The sequence below is a fragment of the Pseudonocardia abyssalis genome (assembly GCF_019263705.2).
GTDB classification, from domain to species: Bacteria; Actinomycetota; Actinomycetes; order Mycobacteriales; family Pseudonocardiaceae; genus Pseudonocardia; species Pseudonocardia abyssalis.
In genome coordinates this window covers 271,796-293,648 of sequence record NZ_JADQDK010000001.1, presented here as the reverse complement: position 1 = coordinate 293,648, position 21,853 = coordinate 271,796, and the positions used below count along the sequence as shown (strand labels likewise).

21 protein-coding genes and 1 riboswitch are annotated in these 21,853 nt (G+C 73.6%); of the genes, 10 read left to right on the top strand and 11 right to left on the bottom strand.

Features of this window, described 5'->3' with window-relative positions; genetic code table 11:
• Positions 1 to 2: 2 nt before the first annotated feature.
• Positions 3 to 695, bottom strand: coding sequence for a hypothetical protein (locus I4I81_RS01470; protein WP_218615741.1), 693 nt, complete (start codon positions 693 to 695; stop codon positions 3 to 5).
• Positions 696 to 810: 115 nt separating this feature from the next.
• Positions 811 to 2,019 carry a saccharopine dehydrogenase family protein gene (locus I4I81_RS01465; RefSeq protein ID WP_218606041.1) on the bottom strand — a complete coding sequence of 403 codons (1,209 nt, stop codon included), beginning with the start codon at positions 2,017 to 2,019 and terminating at the stop codon, positions 811 to 813.
• 100 nt (positions 2,020 to 2,119) lie between these two features.
• On the opposite strand from I4I81_RS01465, the gene I4I81_RS01460 reads away from it, so the two are divergent.
• From I4I81_RS01460 to I4I81_RS01450, 3 genes are read left to right on the top strand one after another with little or no spacing between them, the layout of a single operon-like run.
• On the top strand, positions 2,120 to 3,607 hold the full coding sequence (locus I4I81_RS01460) for an APC family permease (RefSeq protein ID WP_218606042.1): 1,488 nt from the start codon (positions 2,120 to 2,122) through the stop codon (positions 3,605 to 3,607).
• Between the two features lie 5 nt (positions 3,608 to 3,612).
• On the top strand, positions 3,613 to 4,050 hold the full coding sequence (locus I4I81_RS01455; RefSeq protein ID WP_218606043.1) for a universal stress protein: 438 nt from the start codon (positions 3,613 to 3,615) through the stop codon (positions 4,048 to 4,050).
• Positions 4,050 to 4,316, top strand: a complete 267-nt coding sequence (locus I4I81_RS01450) for a hypothetical protein (protein WP_218615740.1) — start codon at positions 4,050 to 4,052, stop codon at positions 4,314 to 4,316. The genes I4I81_RS01455 and I4I81_RS01450 overlap by 1 nt, the downstream gene beginning before the upstream one ends.
• 6 nt (positions 4,317 to 4,322) lie before the next feature.
• Here I4I81_RS01450 and htpG read toward each other — a convergent pair whose 3' ends face one another.
• Complete coding sequence (htpG, locus tag I4I81_RS01445) at positions 4,323 to 6,191, bottom strand: molecular chaperone HtpG (RefSeq protein ID WP_218605304.1); 1,869 nt, start codon at positions 6,189 to 6,191, stop codon at positions 4,323 to 4,325.
• Positions 6,192 to 6,304: 113 nt separating this feature from the next.
• Here htpG and I4I81_RS01440 point away from each other — a divergent pair, with 113 nt between their 5' ends.
• From I4I81_RS01440 to I4I81_RS01415, 6 genes are all read left to right on the top strand, one after another.
• The gene (locus I4I81_RS01440; RefSeq protein WP_218605305.1) at positions 6,305 to 6,883 is read left to right on the top strand and encodes a CAP domain-containing protein; all 579 of its coding nucleotides are present in this window, start codon (positions 6,305 to 6,307) and stop codon (positions 6,881 to 6,883) included.
• Between the two features lie 76 nt (positions 6,884 to 6,959).
• Positions 6,960 to 8,405 (top strand): aminobutyraldehyde dehydrogenase, encoded by a 1,446-nt coding sequence (locus tag I4I81_RS01435; RefSeq protein WP_218605306.1) that lies wholly within the window; start codon positions 6,960 to 6,962, stop codon positions 8,403 to 8,405.
• A 33-nt stretch (positions 8,406 to 8,438) separates the two neighbouring features.
• Complete coding sequence (locus I4I81_RS01430) at positions 8,439 to 9,047, top strand: hypothetical protein (RefSeq protein WP_218605307.1); 609 nt, start codon at positions 8,439 to 8,441, stop codon at positions 9,045 to 9,047.
• A 5-nt stretch (positions 9,048 to 9,052) separates the two neighbouring features.
• Positions 9,053 to 9,168: riboswitch (cobalamin riboswitch) on the top strand.
• Between the two features lie 30 nt (positions 9,169 to 9,198).
• On the top strand, positions 9,199 to 10,335 hold the full coding sequence (locus tag I4I81_RS01425) for an ABC transporter substrate-binding protein (protein WP_218605308.1): 1,137 nt from the start codon (positions 9,199 to 9,201) through the stop codon (positions 10,333 to 10,335).
• Positions 10,332 to 11,423 carry a FecCD family ABC transporter permease gene (locus tag I4I81_RS01420; RefSeq protein WP_218615739.1) on the top strand — a complete coding sequence of 364 codons (1,092 nt, stop codon included), beginning with the start codon at positions 10,332 to 10,334 and terminating at the stop codon, positions 11,421 to 11,423. The genes I4I81_RS01425 and I4I81_RS01420 overlap by 4 nt, the downstream gene beginning before the upstream one ends.
• The gene (locus tag I4I81_RS01415) at positions 11,420 to 12,184 is read left to right on the top strand and encodes an ABC transporter ATP-binding protein (RefSeq protein ID WP_218603937.1); all 765 of its coding nucleotides are present in this window, start codon (positions 11,420 to 11,422) and stop codon (positions 12,182 to 12,184) included. The genes I4I81_RS01420 and I4I81_RS01415 overlap by 4 nt, the downstream gene beginning before the upstream one ends.
• Here I4I81_RS01415 and I4I81_RS01410 read toward each other — a convergent pair.
• From I4I81_RS01410 to I4I81_RS01400, 3 genes are all read right to left on the bottom strand, one after another.
• Entirely contained in the window at positions 12,181 to 12,513 is a 333-nt protein-coding gene (locus tag I4I81_RS01410) for a putative quinol monooxygenase (RefSeq protein WP_218603936.1), read from the bottom strand. The two genes, I4I81_RS01415 and I4I81_RS01410, sit on opposite strands and share 4 nt — an antisense overlap.
• A gap of 80 nt (positions 12,514 to 12,593) precedes the next feature.
• Positions 12,594 to 14,129 carry an alpha/beta hydrolase gene (locus I4I81_RS01405; RefSeq protein WP_218603935.1) on the bottom strand — a complete coding sequence of 512 codons (1,536 nt, stop codon included), beginning with the start codon at positions 14,127 to 14,129 and terminating at the stop codon, positions 12,594 to 12,596.
• Between the two features lie 46 nt (positions 14,130 to 14,175).
• Entirely contained in the window at positions 14,176 to 14,907 is a 732-nt protein-coding gene (locus tag I4I81_RS01400; RefSeq protein WP_218603934.1) for a MerR family transcriptional regulator, read from the bottom strand.
• A gap of 42 nt (positions 14,908 to 14,949) precedes the next feature.
• Here I4I81_RS01400 and I4I81_RS01395 point away from each other — a divergent pair, with 42 nt between their 5' ends.
• Positions 14,950 to 16,125, top strand: a complete 1,176-nt coding sequence (locus tag I4I81_RS01395; protein WP_226363678.1) for an erythromycin esterase family protein — start codon at positions 14,950 to 14,952, stop codon at positions 16,123 to 16,125.
• Here I4I81_RS01395 and I4I81_RS01390 read toward each other — a convergent pair.
• From I4I81_RS01390 to I4I81_RS01370, 5 genes are all read right to left on the bottom strand, one after another.
• Positions 16,119 to 16,922, bottom strand: a complete 804-nt coding sequence (locus I4I81_RS01390) for a HalD/BesD family halogenase (protein WP_218603933.1) — start codon at positions 16,920 to 16,922, stop codon at positions 16,119 to 16,121. The genes I4I81_RS01395 and I4I81_RS01390 overlap by 7 nt on opposite strands.
• Before the next feature lie 102 nt (positions 16,923 to 17,024).
• On the bottom strand, positions 17,025 to 18,353 hold the full coding sequence (locus I4I81_RS01385; RefSeq protein WP_218603932.1) for an ABC transporter substrate-binding protein: 1,329 nt from the start codon (positions 18,351 to 18,353) through the stop codon (positions 17,025 to 17,027).
• An 11-nt stretch (positions 18,354 to 18,364) separates the two neighbouring features.
• The gene (locus tag I4I81_RS01380; protein ID WP_218603931.1) at positions 18,365 to 19,195 is read right to left on the bottom strand and encodes a carbohydrate ABC transporter permease; all 831 of its coding nucleotides are present in this window, start codon (positions 19,193 to 19,195) and stop codon (positions 18,365 to 18,367) included.
• Complete coding sequence (locus I4I81_RS01375; RefSeq protein WP_225924454.1) at positions 19,192 to 20,067, bottom strand: carbohydrate ABC transporter permease; 876 nt, start codon at positions 20,065 to 20,067, stop codon at positions 19,192 to 19,194. The genes I4I81_RS01380 and I4I81_RS01375 overlap by 4 nt, the downstream gene beginning before the upstream one ends.
• A gap of 98 nt (positions 20,068 to 20,165) precedes the next feature.
• Positions 20,166 to 21,836: a sigma-54-dependent Fis family transcriptional regulator gene (locus I4I81_RS01370; protein WP_218615738.1), complete on the bottom strand. Its 1,671-nt coding sequence runs from the start codon at positions 21,834 to 21,836 to the stop codon at positions 20,166 to 20,168.
• Positions 21,837 to 21,853: the final 17 nt, after the last annotated feature.

The window sequence follows — 21,853 nt, the reverse complement described above, 5'->3', positions numbered from 1 at the left end:
GCTCAGGCCGGGCGACGCGAGGCCAGCCCGGCCACGCCGACGACCACCGCGAACAGCGGCCACACCAGCCCGGCGCTGTAGGGCAGGCCGAGCACCACGGTCGCGGCGGTCGAGGCCGCGGCGAGCACCAGCGCCACCACGCCGACGCCCAGCGGCAGCACGCGGTCGCGCACGGAGAGCAGCCCGACGACGGTCATCACGGCCAGCCCCGGCAGGAACGCCCCGAAGGCGGCCTGGTCGGCGAGCACGGCGAGGGTGACCGCGGCCTCCGGGGAGTAGAACGCGGAGTCGGTGCCGCCCGGGACCCCGCTCGCCGCGACGTAGCGCAGCAGGACCCCGACGGCTCCGGCCCCCAGGAAGGCGATCGACGTCCAGCGCAGCGCCTCCACCAGCCCCCCGCGGCGCGGGGCGTGCCGGGCGTGGAAGCGGGTGAGACCGAGCAGGAACACCAGCGACGCGGCCAGGCCGACGAGGGCGAGCGTGCCGCCGGCCTGCACCGTGCCGGGGTCCGCGAGCCGCTCGACGAGGAAGCCGGTGGTGGCCTGCGGCGGGCCGTCGAAGCTCTCCGGCGTCTGGGCCAGGAAGAACGTGGACCCGCCCGCCGCGAGACCGGACACGAGTGCGGCGTAGGGCCACGGCGTGCGGCGGACGGGCGTCGTGTCGACGGGGGTGGCGGCGGGGGCGTGGACGGTCACCGGGGTCTCCTCGGGTGTGCATGATCGGGAGACCAGGATCGCCGCGCGCAGGCCCCCGCCCCAGGACGGCACCCGGCCGATCGGAGTGGTGCCAGCACCACCCGGGCGGGTCGGGTCAGCCGCCTTCGCGCATCCCCCAGGGCGAGCCGTACGCCGTCAGCAGGTCGAGGAAGGGGACCGCGTCGAACGCCTCGGGACCCAGCACCCCCCGACCCGACCAGACACCCGTCGCCAGCAGTTCCAGTGCCACCACCGGGTTGACGGCCGTCTGCCACACCACCGCCTGGCAGCCGTACTCGCGCATCGACCAGGCGTTGTCGACGACGTGGTGGAGGTAGACCTCCCTCGGCTCCCCGTCGACGCCGACGCCGCTCACCCACAGCCCGGCGCAGGTGCGGCCGGTCATCGTCGGACCGAGCGTCGCGGGATCGGGCAGGCACGCGGCCACCACCTCGCGCGGCGACACCGACACCCCGCCCACCTGCACCGGGACCGTCGACGACAGCCCCAACTCGTGCAGGGTCCGCAGGACCGCGATCACGTGCGACCCCAGCCCGTACTTGAAGGTGACGCGCTTGGCCTCGACCCACCGCGGCATGAGGAGCACCTCCTCGTGCTCCACGTTGACGCACTCCAGCGGCCCGATCCCCTCGGGGAAGTCGAACACCTCGGGGTCGCTGAACGGCTCGGTGGTGAACCAGCCGCGGTCGCGCTCCCAGACCACGGGCGGGTTGAGGCACTCCTCGATCAGCGTCCAGATCGAGAACGGCGGCGCGAACCCGTGACCCTCGACGGCGAGGTCGGAGCCGTCCCGCACGCCGAGTTCGTCGATGACGGAGAACAGGTGGTCGGCGGCGTAGCGGGCGAACACGTCGGACAGGCCGGGCTCGACCCCCATGCCGACGAGCGCGAGCACTCCGGCGTCGGCGAACTCGTCGGCGAGGGCGAACTGCTCGTCGCCCAGCATCACGCCCGGGTGCGTGTGCGGGGAGACCGGGTGCGGCAGTGACATCGACATCGCCATGTCCAGGTAGGTCACCCGCGCCGCCAGGCACGCCCGGAACAGCGGCATCACGAAGCGCGGGTCGGTGGCGTTGAGCAGCGCGGTGCAGCCGTGCTCGGCCAGCATCGCCGCGACCCCCGCGGAGGCGGTGGCGTCCAACCGGACCGCGACGAACCGCGGATCCCCCACCCGGTCCACGACGGCCTGCGCGCGACCCAGGTCGAAGTCGGCCACCACCAGGCGCTCGACGAACCCGCGGCGGGCCGCGATCGCCGCGACCGAACCGCCCACCCCGCCGGCCCCGACGAGAAGGATTCGCATGACGCACCTCGGTCCGGGAAGAACGCATCGGGCACTGCGGAACAGCAACGTAACCGGGCAGCCCTTGTGGGTGAACGGCGCGGAGTGCAATAACTTCCCGATGAGTGCCGAACCTGTCGCCGCACCCGAGGCGCAGCTCAAGCCGGGCGCCATCTCGTTCGTCGACGCGCTGGTGATCGGCCTCGCGTCGACGTCGCCGGCGTACTCGCTGGCCGCGATCATCGGGCCGGTGGTCGCGCTCGTCGGCGTCTACGCGCCCGGGGTCCTGCTGGCGTCGTTCGTGCCGATGCTGCTCATCGCCTCGGCGTTCTACTACCTCAACAGGGTCGACCAGGACTGCGGCACCACGTTCTCCTGGGTCACGCGCTCGATGGGGCCGTGGCTGGGGTGGATCGGCGGCTGGTCTATCGCGATGACGGGCGTGCTGGTCACGGGCTCGCTCGCCGACACCGCCGTCCGCTTCTCGCTGCTCGCCCTGAACCTCGACGACCTGGCGAGCAACAACGCCGTCGTCATCCCGATCGTCGTGGTCGTCGTGCTCGCGATGACGGTGCTGTGCGTGCTCGGCACCGAGATCTCGGCGAAGTTCCAGAACGTCCTGATCCTGGTGCAGGTGGTGTCCCTGCTGGTGTTCGCCGCGGTCGCGCTGGTGCGGGCGGCCACCGGGGACACCCCCTTCGACGCCGAGACCCCGTCGTTCTCCTGGCTCAACCCGTTCGCCGAGGGCGGCGCGGCACTGACCGCCGGCCTGCTGCTGGGGGTGTTCGCCTACTGGGGCTGGGAGTCTGCGGTGAACCTCACCGAGGAGACCACCGACTCCGCGTCGACGCCGGGCAAGGCCGCGATCGTGTCGACGGTCGTCCTGCTCGTCACCTACATCTCCGTCGCCTACGCGGTGGTGGCGTTCGCCGGCACGGGCTTCCTCGCCGACAACCAGGACCAGGCCGAGCTGATCTTCGCGCTGCTCGGTGAGCAGGTACTCGGTGGCTGGGACTGGGTGCTGCTGGTCTCCGTCGCCACCGCGGCGCTCGCGTCCACCCAGACCACGATCATCCCGGCGTCGCGCACGGGGCTGTCGATGGCCCGCCGCGCGGCGATGCCGAGACGGCTCGCGCACATCCACCCGCGGTTCCGCACCCCGGACGTGTCGACCTGGACGGTGGCCGCCATCGCCATCGGCTGGTACGTCCTGATCTACCTGATCAGCGAGAACGCCCTGTTCGACTCGCTCACCGCGCTGTCGCTGCTCATCGCGTTCTACTACTCGCTCACCGGCATCGCCTGCGCCGTCTACTACCGCAGGCAGTTGCTGCGCAGCGCGTCCAACCTGATCCTGATCGGCATCGGGCCGCTCGTCGGCTCCGCGCTGCTGCTCTACCTGCTGGTCCTGTCCGTCACCGACCTCAACGACCCCGAGGCGAGCTCGTCGGGCGTCTCGTGGTTCGGATTCGGGCCGCCGCTGGTGATCGGGGTCGGGATCTTCCTGGTCGGTATCGTGTTCATGATCGGCTGGCGGCTGCACGACGCGCGGTTCTGGCAGGAACGGCCCGGGATCGCGCCGGAGACCGTCGACACCGAGAAGGGCTGAGGCACGTGGCGAGTGGCAAGTGCATCGTGCTGGGCTACGACCGGTCGCCCGGGGCGCACCGGGCACTGGACATCGCCATCGAGCTGGCCGGGAGCTTCGACGTGCCGCTGGTGCTGGTGCACGGCGTCGCGCCGCCCAGCTCGGTCGGCGAGGAGGCCAACGAGGCCCGCGAGGCGATCGACGACATGGACGAGGAGATCGCCGCACCGGCCGTCGCGGCCGCGGAGGCCGCCGGGGTCTCGGTGATCGTCGAGGTCGTCGACTCCCGGCCCGCCCCGGCCCTGATCGCCGCGGCCGAGGAGCACGACGCACTCGTCATCGTCGTCGGCACCTGGAACGAGAGCCCGCTGCGCGGCGCCCTGCTCGGCTCGGTGCCGCACAAGCTGCTGCAGATCTCGCGCCGGCCGGTCCTCTGCGTGCCCTCCGCGGATCGCCACGCCTGATGACGCCGGTCGCCGTGCTCGTCCTCGCCGTCGGGGTGCTGGTGGTGCTGGCGATCGCCGGCACCGCCGTGGCGCTCGACCGGCACCGCCGTCGCACCGCCCCCCGGCCGGTGACCCCGCAGCACCCGGCCCCGGCGCGGCAGGTCGAACCGATCGACTCCGCTCGCGCCCAGGAGGACCCGCCCACCGTCATGACCCGCGGCGACGACGGCCCGACGGTGGCCATCCCCCGCCCGGCCGACCCCGACGACCCGGGCCGGCCCTGAGCGGGCTCACTCCCCCAGCGACCGCTCCAGCTGCGCCGACAGCGCGGCGGCGAACGCCGCCGGGTCCGGCAGGTCGCCGCCCTCGGCGAGCAGGGCCGTGCCGTGCAGCAACCGGGCGATGCCGCGCAGCTCCTCGTCGTCGGGACGCTCGGCGTACGCCCGGTTCAGGCCCACGACCAGCGGGCTCTGCGGGTTGAGCTCCAGGATCCGCTTCACCTTCGGCGGCTCCTGCCCCATCGCGCGGTACATCTTCTCCAGCGTCGGGGTGAGGTCGCCGGGGTCGCCGACCAGGCACGCCGCCGACGTCGTCAGCCGGTGGGACAGGCGCACCTCCTTGACGTCGTCCTCCAGCGTGGTGCCCAGCCAGGTGAGCAGACCGTCGAAGCCCTGCTTGGTCTCGTCGTCGAGGTCGTCGCCGCCGAGGTCGACGTCGCCCTTCGCGATCGAGGCCAGCGGCCTGCCGTCGAACTCCGGGACCATGTCGACCCACACCTCGTCGACGGGGTCGGTCAGCAGCAGCACCTCGTAGCCCTTGGCGCGGAACGCCTCCATGTGCGGGGAGCCCTCGAGCGCGGCCCGGGAGTCACCCGTCATGTAGTAGACGGCGTCCTGCCCCTCGGGCATCCGGGCGACGTAGTCGGCCAGCGTGGTCTGCGCCTCGGCGTCGTGCGTGGTCGGGAACGAGCAGACCTCCAGGATCGCCTGGCGGTTGTCGCCGTCGGAGAGCAGCCCCTCCTTGAGCGCGCGGCCGAGCTCGGACCAGAACGCGGCGTACTTCTCGGCGTCGGAGTCGAGCATGGTCCGGATCGTCGAGAGCACCTTCTTGACCAGCCGCTTGCGGATCAGCTGGATCTGGCGGTCCTGCTGCAGGATCTCGCGGGAGACGTTGAGCGAGAGGTCCGCCGCGTCGACGACGCCCTTGACGAACCGCAGGTACTCGGGGACGAGCGCCTCGCAGTCCTCCATGATGAACACGCGCTTGACGTAGAGCTGCACGCCCCGCCGGGCGTCGCGCATGAACAGGTCCATCGGCGCGTGCGCGGGCAGGAACAGCAGCGCCTGGTACTCGAACGTGCCCTCGGCGGACAGGCGGATGGTCTCCAGCGGCTCCTGCCAGTCGTGGCTGACGTGCCGGTAGAACTCGGTGTACTCCTCCTCGGTCACGTCGCTCTGCGGGCGCGACCACAGGGCCTTGCGGGAGTTGACGACCTCGTCGCCGATGCGGATCGGCCAGGTGATGAAGTCCGAGTACCGCTTGACGAGCCCGCGCACGACCGCCTCGTCGGCGTAGTCGTGCAGACCGTCCTCGGTGTCGACGGGCTTGAGGTGCAGCGTGATCGTGGTGCCCTGCGGCGCGTCCGCGGCGTCCTCGACGGTGTAGGTGCCCTCCCCCGCCGACTCCCAGTGCACGCCCGCCGTCTCCCCGGCCCGCCGGGTGACCATCTCGACGCGGTCGGCGACCATGAAGCTGGAGTAGAACCCGACGCCGAACTGCCCGATCAGCTCCGCCGACGCCTCCTCCGACGAGCCGCCGTTCTCCTTCGCCGCCCGCAGCTGCGCGAGCATCTCGGCGCTGCCGGAGCGGGCGATGGTGCCGATCAGGCCGACGACGTCGTCGCGGCTCATGCCGATGCCGTTGTCGCGGATCGTCAGGGTGCGGGCGTCGGGGTCGACCGCGAGTTCGACGTGCAGGTCGTCGACGTCGGCGCCGAGGTCCTTGTCCTGGTACGACGCCAGGCGCAGCTTGTCCAGCGCGTCGGAGGCGTTGGAGACGAGCTCGCGCAGGAAGACGTCCTTGTTCGAGTAGATCGAGTGGATCATCAGCTGGAGCAGCTGGCGGGCTTCCGCCTGGAACTCGATGGTCTCGGTCGACATGGCTCCACGATATCGACGGGCCGGGGTGTAACCCGAGGGCCCCGGAGGTCGTCCATCAGACAACGACGCCGGACGGCCGGCGCGGACCACCCACACCCCCCGAGGAGCACCCGATGTCCGCCTCCACCCGCATCCGCAGGATCGCCACCGTCACCGCAGGCACGTTCCTCGCCGCCGGCCTCATGGCCGGGCTGGCCACCCCCGCGTCGGCCGCCCCGCGCGACTGCGCCTACATGGGCTACGGCAGCTACGTCGACGGCCTCGCGCTCGACCACCGCGACGGGGAGGTCGTGCTCGCCAACGCGATCAACGCCTACCGCGCCCAGAACGGCCTGCGACCGCTGACCTACTCCCGCACGCTGGCCCGCCCGGCCATGTGGGCCAGCCTGGACAGCTTCAACCGCGGGTTCTCGCCCAGCAACCATGTCGACACCCGCGGCATGGACGTCGCCCAGCGCGTGCAGTTCTGCTCGGGCTACACCGGATACCTGGGTGAGATCAACTTCTGGGGCTACGGCTCCTCCCCCTCCTACAGCTCTCCTGAGGCCGCTCTGAACTGGTGGAAGAACTCCCCCGGGCACAACGCCCGGCTGCTCGACCCCCACGCGACCACGTTCGCGGTCGGCCAGGCCTACAACGGCTACCCGACGATCGACCGGGCCCACTACACGGTCGTCTTCGGCGACCACTGAGGCCGGGACGGACAGGGCCGACCGGAGATCCGCCCGGGCCCTTGCCCGGGCCCCGGGGCGTCACCAGACTGACGCGATGCCCGACAAGAGCCAGCTACTCAACTACGTCGACGGGGAGTTCGTGCCGCCCGCCGACGGTGGCTACTCCGACGTCGTCAACCCGGCCACCGGCGAGGTCTACGCCTCCGCCCCGCTGTCCACCGCCGCCGACGTCGACGCGGCCTACGCCGCCGCGGCCCGCGCGTTCGGGGGGTGGAAGCGCACCACCCCCGGGGAGCGGATGGAGAAGCTGCTCGAGATGGCCGACGCCGTCTCCCTGGGGGCGTCGCGGCTGATCGAGGCGGAGGCCCGCAACACCGGCAAACCGCTGGGCCTCACGGCGTCGGAGGAGATCCCCCCGATGGTCGACCAGATCCGGTTCTTCGCCGGGGCGGCGCGGATGCTGGAGGGCAAGGCGAGCGCGGAGTACATGCGCGGCTTCCAGTCGACGATCCGGCGCGAGCCGGTCGGTGTCGTCGGGTCGGTGGCGCCGTGGAACTACCCGATGATGATGGCGGTCTGGAAGTTCGCGCCGGCCCTGGCTGCGGGCAACACGATCGTCCTCAAGCCGTCGGACACGACGCCCGCGAGCGCGGTGCTGATGGCCGGGCTGTTCGCCGACATCCTCCCGCCCGGCGTGTTCAACGTCGTCTGCGGCGACCGCGGCACCGGCGCGCTGATGTCGGCGCACCCGACGCCCGCGATGGTGTCGATCACCGGCAGCACCCGGGCCGGCAAGGCGGTCGCCGAGGCGGCCGCGGCCACCGTCAAGCGCACCCACCTGGAGCTGGGCGGGAAGGCCCCGTGCGTCGTGTTCGCCGACGCCGACATCGCCGCGGCGGCCGAGGGCATCGCCGTCGCCGGGTACTTCAACGCGGGCCAGGACTGCACGGCCGCGACGCGCGTCATCGTGGCGGAGAGCATCCGCGGCGAGCTGGTGGAGGCCCTCGCCGAGCAGGCCGCGGCCGTGCGCCTGTCCCGCGACGAGGTGGCGGGCAGCGAGGACCTCTACATCCCGCCGGTCAACAACCCCACCCAGCTCGCGCACGTGTCCGGGCTGGTGGAGCGGGCCCCGTCGCACGCGCGGGTGGTCTCCGGCGGCGAGAAGGCCGGCGGCGGGGGCTACTTCTACGCGCCCACCCTCGTCGACGGCCTGCGCGCCGACGACGAGCTGATCCGCACCGAGATCTTCGGCCCGGTCATCACCGTGCAGGGCTTCTCGGACGAGTCCGAGGCGGTCGCCATGGCCAACGACACCGACTACGGCCTGGCCGCGAGCGTCTGGACGCGGGACCACGGCACCGCGCTGCGGGTCTCCGCGGCGATCGACTCGGGCTGTGTCTGGATCAACTGCCACATCCCGCTGGTGGCCGAGATGCCGCACGGGGGCGTCAAGCAGTCCGGCTACGGCAAGGACCTGTCGGCGTACTCGCTGGAGGACTACACCCGCGTCAAGCACGTCATGTCCTACGTGGGTGAGTAACCGGTAACGTGGAGTGACTTCTCGGAGGTGCGGATGGCCGGTAGCGCGCTGGACCGCGTCGTCGTCCGCTCCGTCGAGATCGCCGTGCGCGCGCTGTGGGGGTTCACGCCGCGGGTGATGGAGGACGTCGTCGCCGATCTCGGGCCGTGGCGCGCGATCGGCTGGATGGCGGCGCACATGCCCCGCTACCAGCGCACGCTGCAGGTGCTCGGGCCGCTCCGCGCCCACCTGGCCTGTCTGGCGATCTCCCTGGTCAACGGCTGCCGCTACTGCGCGTTCGGGCAGGCCTACGCCCTGGACCTGCTGCACCTGCGCGACCGCGACGCGCTGTTCCCCGTCGACGCGCAGACCCTGTCGACCTGGATCGACCTCCCGCCCGACGAGCTGCGCGCCCGCCTGCACGTCGTGCTGGAGGAGGCCGGCCTGCACGCGGAGGTGGTGTGGCTCGACACCGTCCTGGACCTCGCGACCGGCGCCCAGGCCCCGATCGACGGGGACGAGGCCCGGGTGGCGCACCTCGTCGTCATGATCGGGCGGCTCAACCGGGTGGGGATCGCGCACGAGATCGCCCCCGACGAGGCGCACGACCCGGTCAACAAGGACGCCGCCCTGCGCGCCCGGCACGCGGAGCTCCGCGCGTGACAGGATGACCGGGTCCAGGTGACGGCGGTACGAGGAAGCCGGTGCGAGTCCGGTGCGGTCCCGCCACTGTGATCCCCCGCCGGGGAGAGCCAGAGACTCACGCCGTCACTCCTCCGTGATCCGGGGCGGATATCCCCGTGAGGAGTCACCCGTGCGTCTCGTGCCCGCCCTGCTCGCCGGGCTCGTCGTCCTGTCGGCCTGCGCCGCCGCCCCCGCCGCCGCGCCCGCCGACTGCGTCCCCGGCTCCGGTGGACGCTCCACCGTCGAGCACGCGGAGAACTTCTCGCTGCGCTACGAGGACGGCTACCAGGTCCTGACGGTGGACCAGCCGTCACCGGGCGCGCCGCCGGAGTCCTACGTGCTCGTCGGCTGCGGGGCCGAGCCGGACCTCCCGCCGGAGCTGGAGTCGGCGCAGCGCATCCCGGTGCCGGTCGACAGCCTCTACTCCGGCTCGACGACCCACCTGCCGCTGCTCGTCGACCTCGGCCGCGTCGACGTCCTGACCGGGGTGGCGACGGCCGGGTTCGTCAGCTCGCCGGAGGTGGTCGCGGCCATCGACGCCGGTGCGGTGGCCGAGTACGCCCCCACCGAGCAGGTCGACGTCGAGCGGGTCGTCGCCGGGCGCCCGGACGTCCTCATGACCGGCGGGTTCGACGACCCCGCCTACGCCACGCTGCGGCAGGCCGGGATCCCCGTCGTCGCCAACGCCGAGTACCTGGAGCCCACCCCGCTCGGCCGCGCCGAGTGGATCAAGGTGATGGCCGCGCTGACGGGCGACGAGCTGCGGGCCACCGCCGTGTTCGACCAGGTCGAGGCGGCCTACACCGGGACCGCGGCGCTCGCGGCTGGGGCGGCGCCGGTGCCCGTCGTCGCCGGGTCGCTGTTCGAGGGGGTCTGGAGCGTGCCGGCCGGGGGCAGCTACCTCGGCCGCCTGCTCGACGACGCGGGCGGGGCGAACCCCTGGGCGGACGACCCGTCGGCGAGCAGCCTGACGCTGGACTTCGAGACCGTCTACGCCACGGCCGGGCAGGCGCCGGTGTGGCTGGCCACGCAGGACTGGGCCACCCGGGCCGACGCGCTCGCCGCCGACCCCCGCTACGGGGAGCTGGCCGCGATGCGCGACGGGCGGACGTGGACGGCGAACCGGTCGGTCGGCCCGAACGGGGGCAACGACTTCTACGAGCGCGGGGTGACCCGCCCCGACCTGGTGCTCGCCGACCTGGTGGCGATCCTGCACCCGGAGCTGCTCCCCGACCACGAGCAGGCGTTCTACACCGAACTCCGATGACGACGACGTCCCGGCTCGCGCGGCACGGGGGCCCGGCCCGCGCACTCCCGCGCCCCGACCCGCGGGGGTGGGGCGCGGTGGTCCTGCTGGCCGTGGCCGCCGTCGGGGCGCTGGTGCTGGCCGTCGCGGTCGGGCCCGTGGTCGTCTCGCCGGCCGACACCGTGGCCGTGCTGCTCGGGCTCACCCCCGCCGACCCCACCGCGCCGGTGCTGATCGGGTCGGTACGGGTGCCGCGGGCGCTCACCGCGGCACTGGCCGGGGCCGCGCTCGGGGTGGCGGGCCTGCAGCTGCAGACGCTGTTCCGCAACCCGCTCGCCGAGCCGTACGTGCTGGGCGTCAGCGCCGGGGCGAGCCTGGGCGTCGCGCTCGCCGTGGCGGGCACCGCGGGCGGCTCGGCGGGCACGTTCACCGCGGGGGTGGTCGGGGCCGGGCGGGCGGGCACCGTGGTGGCCGCGGCCGTCGGCGCCGGGTTCGTGCTGGGGGTCGTGCTGCTGCTCTCACGCTGGGTGCGGTCCGGGATCGTGCTGCTGATCGTCGGGGTGATGCTCGGGTCGCTGGCCACGGCCGGGGTCAGCCTGCTGCTCACCGTGATCGACCCGCAGCGCGCGCAGCAGTTCATCGCGTGGGGGCTGGGCAGCTTCTCCGGGACGACCGGCGCCGACCTGGCCGTGCTCGCACCGGTCGTCGGGGTCGGGCTGCTGGTGGCGCTGGCCGGGACCAAGTCGCTCAACGCGCTGCTGCTCGGTGAGGACTACGCGCGCAGCGTCGGCGTCCGGATCGGGCGGGTGCGGCTGGTGATCCTGGTGTCCTCGGCCGTGCTGGCCGGGGCGGTCACCGCGTTCTGCGGTCCGGTGGCGTTCCTCGGGATGGCGGTGCCGCACCTGGCCCGGCTGGCCGCCGGCACCTCCGACCACCGGGTCCTGCTGCCCGTCGCACTGCTCACCGGGGCCCTGGTCGCGCTGGTCTGCGCGGTCGCGGCGCACCTGCCGTGGCTGGCCGGGCCGATCCCGGTCAACGTGATCACCTCGGTGGTCGGGGCGCCGGTCGTCATCGCGGTGCTGATCCGCAGCCGGGTCGTGAACGCGTGACGCTGCACCTGGACCACCTCACCGTCGGGCACCGGCGCGGGCCCGCCGTGCTCAGCGGGGTCTCCCTCGACGCCCGCCCCGGCGAGCTCACCGCCCTGCTCGGGCCGAACGGGGCCGGGAAGTCGACGCTGCTGCGGACGGTCGCGGGCCTGCTGCCCGCCGTCGCCGGGTCGGTGTCGCTGGGCGGCACGGACCTGCCGGCTCTGGCCCCCGCCGAGCGCGCCCGCCGCGTCGCCGTCGTCCTCACCGAGCGCGTCGACGGCGGGCTGCTGACGGCCCGTGAGCTCGTCGGACTCGGCCGGCACCCGCACACCGGCGCCCGCGGCACGCTGCGCGCGGCCGACCACGCCGCCGTCGACGACGCGCTGGCCGCGGTCCGAGCGGCGGAGTTCGCGGACCGGCGGGTGGGACGGCTCTCCGACGGCGAGCGGCAGCGCGTCCTCGTCGCCCGCGCCCTGGCCCAGGCCCCCGACCTGCTGCTCCTCGACGAGCCGACAGCGTTCCTCGACGCGCCGTCGCGCGTCTCGGTGACCGGCCTGCTCCGGCGCCTGGCCCGCGACCGCGGCATCGTCGTGGTCGTCTCGACCCACGACGTCGAGCTCGCGCTGCGCGTCGCCGACCGGGTCTGGCTGCTCGACCGCGCCGGCGGCGTGCGCACCGGGGCGCCCGCCGACCTGGTGGCCGACGGGGCGGTCGGGGCCGCGTTCGACAGCGACGAGCTGCGCTTCGACCCGGGCGCCGGGACGTTCGTGATGCGCTAGCGGCCCTCCAGCACGACCTCGCCCATCTCCGACCAGCCCACCCCGTCCGGCAGCTCCTGGTAGACGATCTTCGGCACCGAGGCGACGACCGAGGGCAGCCAGCCGAAGAACCACTGCGCGTGCTCGGAGGACACGTGCGCCTCCCCCGCCGCCTGGTCGACGTAGTTGGCGATCACCGCGTACTCCTCCGGGCGCTCGACGCTCGCGAAGCAGGAGAAGACCAGGTTGCCGGGCTCCTCCCGGACCTGCGCGGAGTACCTCGTGATGCCCGCGAGGAAGTCCTCCTTCTTCTCCGGGCGGATGTCGATCCTGATCACGATGAAGATCATGACGCCTCCTTGCGTCCGGCGGAACACACTGCGGCCCCAGGCATACCGCACCCGGGGCCGCAGTGGTGTCTCATCCTTCGCTATCCGGCCATGGGCAGGGTGCTGGGCGCCGGCTCCTGGGCGCAGACCGTGCCGTCGGCGGGCGCGGTGCCGTCGACGAGGTAGCGGTCGACGGCCGTGTCGACGCACGGGCCGCTCGCCCGGTAGGACCCGTGGCCGTAGCCCTCGCGGGTGAGCAGGACGCCGGACTCCAGCCCGTCGGCCATCGCGACGGACCACGGGTACGGCGTCTGGGCGTCCTCGCGACCCCCGACGACCAGGATCGGCGGGGCCCCCGCACCCGTCAGCGGGCCGGTGAAGCGGTCGGGGTTCGGGACGGGCCATGCGGCGCAGGTCAGCATGAGGTAGCTGGTCAGCCCGCCGAAGCGGGGTGCGGCCGCGACGATCTCCGCGGCGTTCGCGTCGTGCACGGCCGGGTCGGTGGGCACGGCGCGGTCGAGACAGTTGACGGCCGTGTTGGCCTCGAGCAGGCCCCCCGGGGAGCCGTCGGGCTCGCGGGACAGGGCCGTCGACAGGCCCAGCAGGATCGATCCGTCCCCGCCCTCCGCCGCGAGCAGTCCGGTGGTCAGCACCGGCCACAGGCTGGGAGCGAACATCGCGATGCGGGCACCGAGCAGCACCGCGGCCCCGTCGAGGCGACCGGCCGGGAGACCGTTCGCGGCCGGGACCTCCAGCGGCTGCGCCTCCAGGCGGGTGACCAGCGCGTCGAGCGCGGCACCCGGGTCACCCGCGCCGAACGGGCAACCCTGCTCGACGCAAGCCGCGAGGTAGGCGTCGAGCATCCGCTCGCCGCCGAGCGCCTGCGCGGTCGTCGCGTCGATCGGGTCGTTCTGCCAGAGGGTGGGGTCGACGGCCGCGTCGAGCACCATGTGCCGGACGCGGTCCGGGAACAGGGTCGCGTAGGTCGCACCGAGCAGGGTGCCGTAGGACGCGCCGAGGTAGCTGATCCGGTCCTCGCCGAGCGCGGCCCGGACGAGGTCGATGTCTCGGGCGACGTCGTCGGTGGCCATGTTCGCCAGCAGCGCGGGGTCGACGCCCTGCTCGCAGCCCGCGATCAGCTCCCGCGCCTCGGCGTCGAGGTCGGCACGGGGCATGCCGCCGGGCAGCGTCGGGTCGAGGTCGAGGGCGAGGTTCTCCTCGCGGGTGGGGTCGTCGAGACAGCGGATGCCCTCGCTCTCCCCCACCCCGCGCGGGTCCATCCCCACGATGTCGAAGCGCGCAAGCAGCTCCGGTGACCACGGGCCGGTGCCCGCGGCCGCGTCGATCGTCCGGACGGCCTCGTTCGCCGAACCGCCCGGCCCGCCCGGGTTGTAGAGCAGGCTGCCGATCCGCTGCGCCGGGTCCGTCGCGCGGTGCCGGACCAGGGCCAGCCCGACGGTGTCGCCGTCCGGATCGGCGTGGTCGACGGGGACGTCGAGCGTGGCGCAGTCGAGGCTCGGGCCGCACTCCTGCCAGGCCACGGCGGGCGCGGCCGACCCCCCGGCCGCCACCCCCGTCGAACACCCGGCGGCGAGCACGCCCGCGGTGAGCAGCACGGTCAGTGTTCGTGATCGCATGGCTTGATGGTGGCCGGGTGGGCCCCGCGACCGGCAGTCCCGCCCGTCACCGGTCGGTGTGACGCTCGGGCTCCCCGTCGATGACAGGTGTCACCAGGTAGGTGTGCAGCGCCGCCGCCGCGCCGAGCATCGCCAGGCCGCGGCGGCGGAGCCGGGCGTGCCAGTCGTCGAGCGTCGCCTCGAGCGCGGCGACCCCGCCGGCGTCGCGGACCCGCGCGACGACGACGGCGATGCGCTCCAGCGGGTAGCCGCCGCGGCGCAGCTGGTGGGCGAGGTGGGCGTCGCGGACGTCGACGGCGGAGTAGACGCGGTAGCCGGTGCGGGGGTCGCGGCGCGGGGTGACGATCCCGGCCCGCTCCCAGGCCCGCACCGTCGCGGGGTGGACGCCGAGGCGCCGGGCCAGCGGTCCGATCGCCGACGCCGCGGCGGGCGCCGGGTCGTGCACGCCGGGATCCCGGACGGCCGCGTCCACGGCCGCCAGCGTCGCGCGGTCCGCGCTCAGCTCGGCGTGGCTCGCGTCGAGCAGCGCGAGCGCGGCGTCGACGTCGTCGCGGTGCACCGCCCGCAGCACGGCGGCGGCGGTCGCGTGCCCGTGGGCGGGGATCAGCGCGACGAACGCCCGCAGCGCCAGCGCGTGCCGCGGACCGTAGACGCGGTAGCCGTGCGCGGTGCGGTCGGCCGGAGGGAGGATGGAGGCTTCCTCGTAGTTGCGCACCGCCTGGGTCGACAGTCCGTGCTCGCGGGCCAGGTCGACGGGCCGCAGGCGGGGAGGGCTCATCGCCCCAGTCTCAACCGAGTGTTCAACGATACGGTGGAGGGGGTGACCACTCCCGCACCCCTGCCCTTCCACCCCGACGACGACGAGGGGATCGGCGCGCCGCTCGCGCGCTTCCTGGCCGCCCGCCCGACCCCGCCGCGGGTGCTCGCGCTCGGCGAGCCGACGCACGGCGTCGAGGCGTTCCCGCGGATGCGCAACGCGGCCCTGCGGTACCTGGTGGAGCACGCCGGGTTCCGGTCGGTCGCGCTCGAGAGCGACGCGCAGGCCGGGCTGGCCGTCGACGCGTGGGTCCGCGGTGGCCCCGGCGACCTCGACGACCTGCTGACCACCGGGTTCTCCCACGGCTTCGGTGCCTACGCGGCCAACCGGGAGCTGCTGGTCTGGCTGCGCGGGCACAACCGCGACCGCGCCGAGCCGGTGCGCTTCCACGGGTTCGACGCCCCGCTGGAGATGACCGAGGCCCAGAGCCCCCGCACCGCGCTGCTCGCCCTGCACGCCCACCTGTCGGCGGTGATCGAGCCGCCGTGCACCGCAGCGGGGATCGAGGAGCTGACCGGTCCCGACGCCCGGTGGACCGAGCCCGCGGCGGCGATGGACCCGTCCCGGTCGGTCGGGTCCGCCGCCGAGGTGGTCGCCCTGCGCCTGCTCGCCGACGACCTCCGCGCCCTGCTGTACGCCCACGCCCCCGCGCTGCTGGCCGCCACCTCGCCGGACGCCTGGTGGACCGCCCGCCTGCACGCGCGCACCGCCGCCGGGCTGCTGCGCTACCACGCCACGATGGCCGACCCCGGTCCCGCGCGGTTCGCCCGGATGATGCAGATGCGCGACGCGATGATGGCCGAGAACCTGCTCGCGGTCGTCGAGCGGGACGGCCCGACGCTGGCGTTCGCCCACAACGGGCACCTGCAGTACGACCAGGGCAGCTGGGCCGGCCTGCGCTGGTGGAGCGCCGGGGCGATCGCGGCGGCGGAGCTGGGCTCCGGCTACGCCTTCCTCGCCTCCGCTCTGGGCCGCGGCCCCGGCGTCGGCGACCCGCCCTCCGGTAGCCCGGAGGCCGTCCTCGCCGCACTCCCCGCGGGCCGGGTGATCGCGGACCCGGCGGTGCTGCGCGGGACCGTGAAGCGCTCCGACATCCCGCCGCGGCGGGGCTGCTTCCCGCTCGATCCCGCCCACCCCGAGGGGTGCGACGGGATCGTCTTCGTCCGCGACGCCTACTGAGCGCTGCGCCCGTAGAACAGCTCCTGGGTGAGGGTGTTCATCCGGTCGTCCGGGCGCGCGGAGTAGGCCAGCACGGCGTTGATGCGCGGGCGGTCCCCGGCCACCGGCGTGACGCGGTGCAGCGAGTACCGCCCCTGGAACAGGCTCAGCGTGCCGGGCTCGTTCGGCAGCGTGATCCGTCCGGGCCGCTCGTCGGCCAGCGCGGCCCGGACGCCGTCCGGGTTCTCGTCCTCGGCGGTGCGCAGGAGGTGGTGGTACTCGTAGGCCCCGCCCGCGGTGCCCGGCTGGAGCATGATCGTCACGGCGAACGGGGCGCGGTCGAAGTGCCACCCCAGCTCGTCCCCGGCGTCGAACACCATCAGCGACGCGGCGCCCAGCGGGTCGGCGAACCGGTGCAGCTCGGCCGGCCCGAGCACCCGTCCCAGGAACCCGGTCAGCTCCTCGGAGGTGTAGGCGACGCGCAGCGGGGAGTCGTCGTCGACGAGGTCCCAGGCGATCGCCGACTTGGACGAGTGCTGCAGCAGCGACCCCACCCCGTCGTCGGTGACCGGCTCGAAGTAGACGTTGTGGGTGCCGTCGGTGCGGTGCGCACTCCCCCGCTTCCCGAGCGCCTCGTCGACCAGCCGCGCCACGGCGTCGGGCCGCAGGAACCCGGGCAGCTGGCACGCCCCCTCGAACGCGAGCGCGGCCCGGCAGAACTCCACCAGCGCCCGGCCGCGGGGGCTGTCGGGCCGGTCGATCGGGTAGCGGTCGAGGTCGAGGACCTCGGAGAGGGCGAGGTGGGTGGGGGCGGTCATGGTGTGCTCCTTCGGTGTCGTCCGGGTGGCGGGCACCGCACAGACCCACGGTCACCGCGCAGACCGCCGGGGCCCTGCGCGGTGACCACCAGGTCTGCGCGGTCAGCGCAGTGCGGCGTTCGCGACGTCCTGGGCCTGCTGCAGCCCGTCGGCGAGGGGGATGCGGCCGGAGAAGACGTCGTTCAGGACGCCCTCGTTCGCCGTGGTGGCCGCGCCGTACTTCGGGCCGAAGGGGGCGTCGATGGTGGGGTCGCCACCGTCGGTGCCGAACGGGGCGGTGTCGACGCCGCGCGAGGACCAGTAGTCGTAGTAGCCCTGCTGGGCGTCGAGCACGGCGGGCAGGGCGGCGCCGCGGGCCCCGACCGCCACCGCCCCCTCCGGCGACCCGAGCCAGCGCAGCACGCGCAGGATCTGCTCGCGCTTCGGGCTGTCGGCGTTGCCCGCGGCGATGATGCTGTTGACCACGCTGACGCGCCCGGCCGGGCCCGCGGGCAGGGGCGCGATCCCCCACTCGAACTCCGCGCCGTCGTCGATGTTCTGCAGGTTGTAGGTGCCGGAGGAGAACAGCGCCATCCGGCCCTGCAGGAACTGGTCGCGGCTGAAGTCGGGGTTGGTGTTGGTGTCTGCGGCCGACGGGGCCACGCGGTGGCGGTTGATCAGGTCGACGAGGTAGCCGAACGCCTGTGCGGTGGCCGGCTCGGTGTAGACGAACGTGGCGTCCTCGGCCTGGATGCGGCCGCCGTTGGAGCCGACGAAGTTGTAGTAGACGCCCTGCAGGTCGCGCGCCGCGTTGTGGCCGTACTGGGCGATCGCACCCGCGTCGAAGGCGGGATCGGTGGCGTTGCGGCCGGACGTGTCGAGCGTCAGCCGCTGGGCGGCGGCGAGGAAGGTGTCGGCCGCCGGGTCGGTCGGGTTCCAGATCAGGTTCGCCGGGTCGACGCCGGCGGCCTCCACCATGGCCTTGTTGTAGTAGAGGACGATCCGCCCGTCGGTCAGGACCGGCACGCCGCACACGACGCCGTTGCGGGTGTACTGCTCCACCGCGGCCGGGGTCCAGCCGGGCACCTGGTCACCGAGCTCGGTGCCGACGTCGATCAGCTTGCCCGCGTCGGCCAGCGCGCCGTAGTTCAGGGCGTTGACCCAGTAGACGTCCGTCGCCGTCCCGCTCGCGACGTCGAGGGGCAGCGAGGTGAAGTAGTCGGCGAACGCGACGCGGGTGAACTCCACCCGGATGTCGGGGTTCTGCCGGGAGAACTCGTCGAACGACTCGCGGTAGGCCGTCTCCACGTCCTCGTCCCACAGCCGGAAGGTCACCGTCGTGACGCCGTCGGGTGCCGCACCCGAGCTCGGCGACGCGGGGGAGCACCCGGTCAGGGCGAGGGCCGCGACGGCCGAGAGCTTCAGCGCGGTGCGTCGGTCGAAGGTGGTCATGGTTCTCCCCCTCACCGGAACCCGGTGATCGTGATGGATCGGACGACGTTGCGCTGGACCGCGAGGAACAGCACCAGCAGCGGGACGATCGCGATCGTCGTGGCCGCCATGACGATCGTCCAGTTGCCGTTGTACTGGGTCTGCAGTGCCGAGGTGGCGACCGTCAGCACCTGCCAGGTGGGCCCGGAGGTGATCACCAGGGGCCACAGGAAGTTGTTCCAGTGCGTCACCACGGTGATCACGACGAGCGTCGCGATGATCGGCCGGCTCATCGGCAGCACGATGCTGAACAGGATCCGCAGCGTGCCCGCGCCGTCGAGCTTGGCCGCGTCGAGCAGGTCCGAGGGGATGCCGCGGAAGTACTCGCGCAGCAGGAAGATCGCGTACGGCGAGCCGAAGACCTGCGGCAGCACCAGCGCCCAGAACGTGTTGCGCAGACCGGCCTCGGTCATCATCAGGTAGAGCGGGATGATCGTGACGGCCTGCGGCACCATCAGCGTCGCGAGGTAGACCCAGAACAGGGTGTCGCGGCCCCGGAAGCGCAGCCGGGCGAACGCGTAGGCGGCGAACACCGAGAACAGCAGCTGCCCCACCAGGATCACGGCGACGACCTGCACCGTCACCGCGATCGGGGTCGTGAAGTCGTACTGCTCGCCGAACAGCGCGACGAAGTTGTCGGCCACCGGCGGCGCGGGCGGGGCCAGCACCGACTGCGCGGCGAACTGGCGCGGGGTCTTCAGCGCCGTCGACAGGCTGAGCACGAACGGCGCCAGCACCAGCACCGCGCCGACGACGAGCACCACGTAGGTGGCCCACGTCCCGGCAACACTGCGGCCCCTCACGTCGACAGGTCGTAGGTCGTGCGGCGGGAGAACCACCGCTGCTGCACCAGCGTCACCGTCACCAGGATCACGAACAGCACCAGCGCCATCACCGCGGCCTGCCCGACGGCCCGGTTCTCGAACGCCTCGTAGTAGATCCGCCCCGCCACCACGTCGGTGACGCCCTGCGGGCCGCCGTTCGGGGTGAGCGCGTAGACGGAGTCGAACACCTGGAAGCTGGAGATCACGCCGGTGACCAGCACGAAGAACGTGGTCGGGCGCAGCAGTGGCAGGGTCACCCGCCAGAACGTCTGCCGGCGGTTCGCGCCGTCGAGCAGCGCGGCCTCGAGCACCGTCGACGGGATCGCGCGCAGCCCGGCGACGAAGAACAGCGCGACGTAGCCCGCCTGGGTCCACACCGTGACCGCGGCGACCGACGGCAGCGCCAGCGCCGGGTCGGCCAGCCACTCGATCCGCGTGCCCAGTACGGCGTTGAGCGCGCCGTCGGTGGGCGCGAGCACCCAGCGCCACACCACCCCGAGCACCAGCGGCGCGCAGATCCACGGCAGCAGGTAGATCACCCGGAAGGCCGCCGAGCCCGGCAGGTCGCGGTGGAGCAGGAGCGCCGCGCCCAGCCCGAGCGCGGTCTGCAACGGGATCACGATGACGACGAACAGCGCCGTGACCAGCAGCGACCGCGCGAACCGGCCGTCGGCGGCGACGGTGGTGACGTTGTCGAGCCCGACGAACGTGCGCGGGCCGATCAGGTCCCAGCTCTGCATCCCCAGCCAGGCGACGACCAGCACCGGCACCACCAGGAACGCCACCACACCGAAGAGGCTGGGGGCCAGGAGCGCCCACGCGATCCGGGCCTCACCGCGCTGCCGTGCCATCCGCCCCCGCCGACGCCTGTCCGCCCGCCGCGCGGGAACTCCGTGGAATGCATCCCATGGTCAACCGCGGGCGTTGTCAAGCGGGCACCGGGGACCGCTCAGATCCGGTAGGTGCGGATCTTCGCGTAGAGGGCGGTGCGGGAGATCCCGAGCTCCCGGGCGGCGGTGGACTTGTTGCCGTCGTGCTCGCGCAGGACCGAGGCGATGACCGACGCCTCGGAGCGCTCGATCGGCGACAGGACCCGGCGTCCGACGGCGGCGCGGACCTCCGCGGGCAACGCGGCGAGGGCGATCGTCGGACCGTCGGCGTCGCGGGCGACGTCGCGCACGACCCGGGTGAGCTCGGCGAGGTTGCCGGGCCAGTGGTAACGGCGCAGCGCCGCGAACGCGTCGGCGGCGAAGGTCTGCCCACCCCCGTACCGGCCCAGCTCGGACCGGGCGATCGCCACGACCGCATCGGGCCTGCGCCGCAGCGGCGGCAGCCGCACGGAGCCCGCGGCCAGCCGGTCGATCAACCGCATCGTCTGCGGTGCGGCCGGATCGTCCTCCGCCGCGGTGGCGGTCAGGCCGACGGCCGGGCGCGGGCCGGCGGCGATGGTCGCGGTGACCGCCGCGGACGCGGTGGTGTCGAGCAGGTCGACGTGGAGCAGCACCACCGGCGCGTCACCGCTGAGCACGGTCCGCAACCGGTCGAACCACGCGGCGGGATCGGCGTGGTGGGTGGCCGCGTCGAGCACCTCCGGATCGTCGCCGAAGGCTCCCGCGAGCACGGAGCGCCTGCCCGAGCCGGGCTCGCCGAGCACGACCACCGGTCCGTCGGCGGCGAGTCGCCGGGCACGCACGGCCGCGGCCTCCCACTCGTCCCCGGCCGCCCCCGCGACCGGCCGGCGTGCCGGTTGCGGCCGCGCGGGCTGATCGGCCACGGTGATCACCGCCCCGGCCGGTGCGCCCGCGTCCCGCACGATCCGCACCTGCGCGGTCAGGTCGGCCGGGAGGCCGATGCTCGTGCCGTCCCCCGCCCCGCGCAGGGCGCGGATCTCGTCCCACAGGTCGAGACGATCCAGGCCCAGATCGGCCGCCTGCGGGTTGGCGATGATCAGCCCGTCACCGACGACGGCGACGGGGCCGCCCACCCGGCGCTGCTCGTCGAGGAACGCCGACAGGAGGTGCTGCTCCCGTGCCGTGGCCGAGTCGTAGAGGGCGACCTGGATCTCGTCGACGAGCTTGCGCACCACCACCGAGAGCAGCGAGTTGGTGTCGGCCGCGCGGCAGGTGACGTTGACGGCACCGACGACGCGCCGGGTCACCGGATGCCGCACCGGCGCCGCGACGCAGGTGACGTCGTGGAACCGGTGGACGAAGTGCTCGGACCCCCGCACGACCGTCAGCCCCCCGGTCTCGAGCGCGGTGCCGAGACCGTTGGCGCCGACGAACTCCTCGTTGAAGCAGAACCCCTCGATGACCGACAGGCCGTCGAGCGTGGTGCGGAGCATCGGTTCGGAGACCCACCTCCACACCACGCTGCCGGACGCGTCGGACAGCGCCAGGCACGAGCTGTCGCCGACCAGCAGGTCGGCCATCCCGGTCATGATCGGGACGGCGACGCGGGCGAAGTGGCTGTCGAGATCGGTCTCGAGGTACGGGACGTCGACGTACTCGGGATCCACGCCGCTGAACCGGGACCGTCGCCAGGACGTCAGCACCTCCGCGCGCACGCCCCGGGGCTCCTCCCCCGCCTGGAAGCGCTCCCAGGTGTCCACCGTCCCCATCGACGCCCCCTCGCTCC

Excerpts from the sequence above, each read along its gene's own strand:
- I4I81_RS01370 (WP_218615738.1), bottom strand. The coding sequence starts at position 21,836 with ATGGGGACGGTGGACACCTGGGAGCGCTTCCAGGCGGGGGAGGAGCCC.
- I4I81_RS01390 (WP_218603933.1), bottom strand. The coding sequence starts at position 16,922 with ATGACCGCCCCCACCCACCTCGCCCTCTCCGAGGTCCTCGACCTCGAC.
- I4I81_RS01465 (WP_218606041.1), bottom strand. The coding sequence starts at position 2,019 with ATGCGAATCCTTCTCGTCGGGGCCGGCGGGGTGGGCGGTTCGGTCGCG.
- I4I81_RS01435 (WP_218605306.1), top strand. The coding sequence starts at position 6,960 with ATGCCCGACAAGAGCCAGCTACTCAACTACGTCGACGGGGAGTTCGTG.
- I4I81_RS01385 (WP_218603932.1), bottom strand. The coding sequence starts at position 18,353 with ATGACCACCTTCGACCGACGCACCGCGCTGAAGCTCTCGGCCGTCGCG.
- I4I81_RS01420 (WP_218615739.1), top strand. The coding sequence starts at position 10,332 with ATGACGACGACGTCCCGGCTCGCGCGGCACGGGGGCCCGGCCCGCGCA.
- I4I81_RS01405 (WP_218603935.1), bottom strand. The coding sequence starts at position 14,129 with ATGCGATCACGAACACTGACCGTGCTGCTCACCGCGGGCGTGCTCGCC.
- I4I81_RS01430 (WP_218605307.1), top strand. The coding sequence starts at position 8,439 with ATGGCCGGTAGCGCGCTGGACCGCGTCGTCGTCCGCTCCGTCGAGATC.
- I4I81_RS01440 (WP_218605305.1), top strand. The coding sequence starts at position 6,305 with ATGTCCGCCTCCACCCGCATCCGCAGGATCGCCACCGTCACCGCAGGC.
- I4I81_RS01375 (WP_225924454.1), bottom strand. The coding sequence starts at position 20,067 with ATGGCACGGCAGCGCGGTGAGGCCCGGATCGCGTGGGCGCTCCTGGCC.
- I4I81_RS01450 (WP_218615740.1), top strand. The coding sequence starts at position 4,050 with ATGACGCCGGTCGCCGTGCTCGTCCTCGCCGTCGGGGTGCTGGTGGTG.
- I4I81_RS01400 (WP_218603934.1), bottom strand. The coding sequence starts at position 14,907 with ATGAGCCCTCCCCGCCTGCGGCCCGTCGACCTGGCCCGCGAGCACGGA.
- I4I81_RS01410 (WP_218603936.1), bottom strand. The coding sequence starts at position 12,513 with ATGATCTTCATCGTGATCAGGATCGACATCCGCCCGGAGAAGAAGGAG.
- htpG (WP_218605304.1), bottom strand. The coding sequence starts at position 6,191 with ATGTCGACCGAGACCATCGAGTTCCAGGCGGAAGCCCGCCAGCTGCTC.
- I4I81_RS01460 (WP_218606042.1), top strand. The coding sequence starts at position 2,120 with ATGAGTGCCGAACCTGTCGCCGCACCCGAGGCGCAGCTCAAGCCGGGC.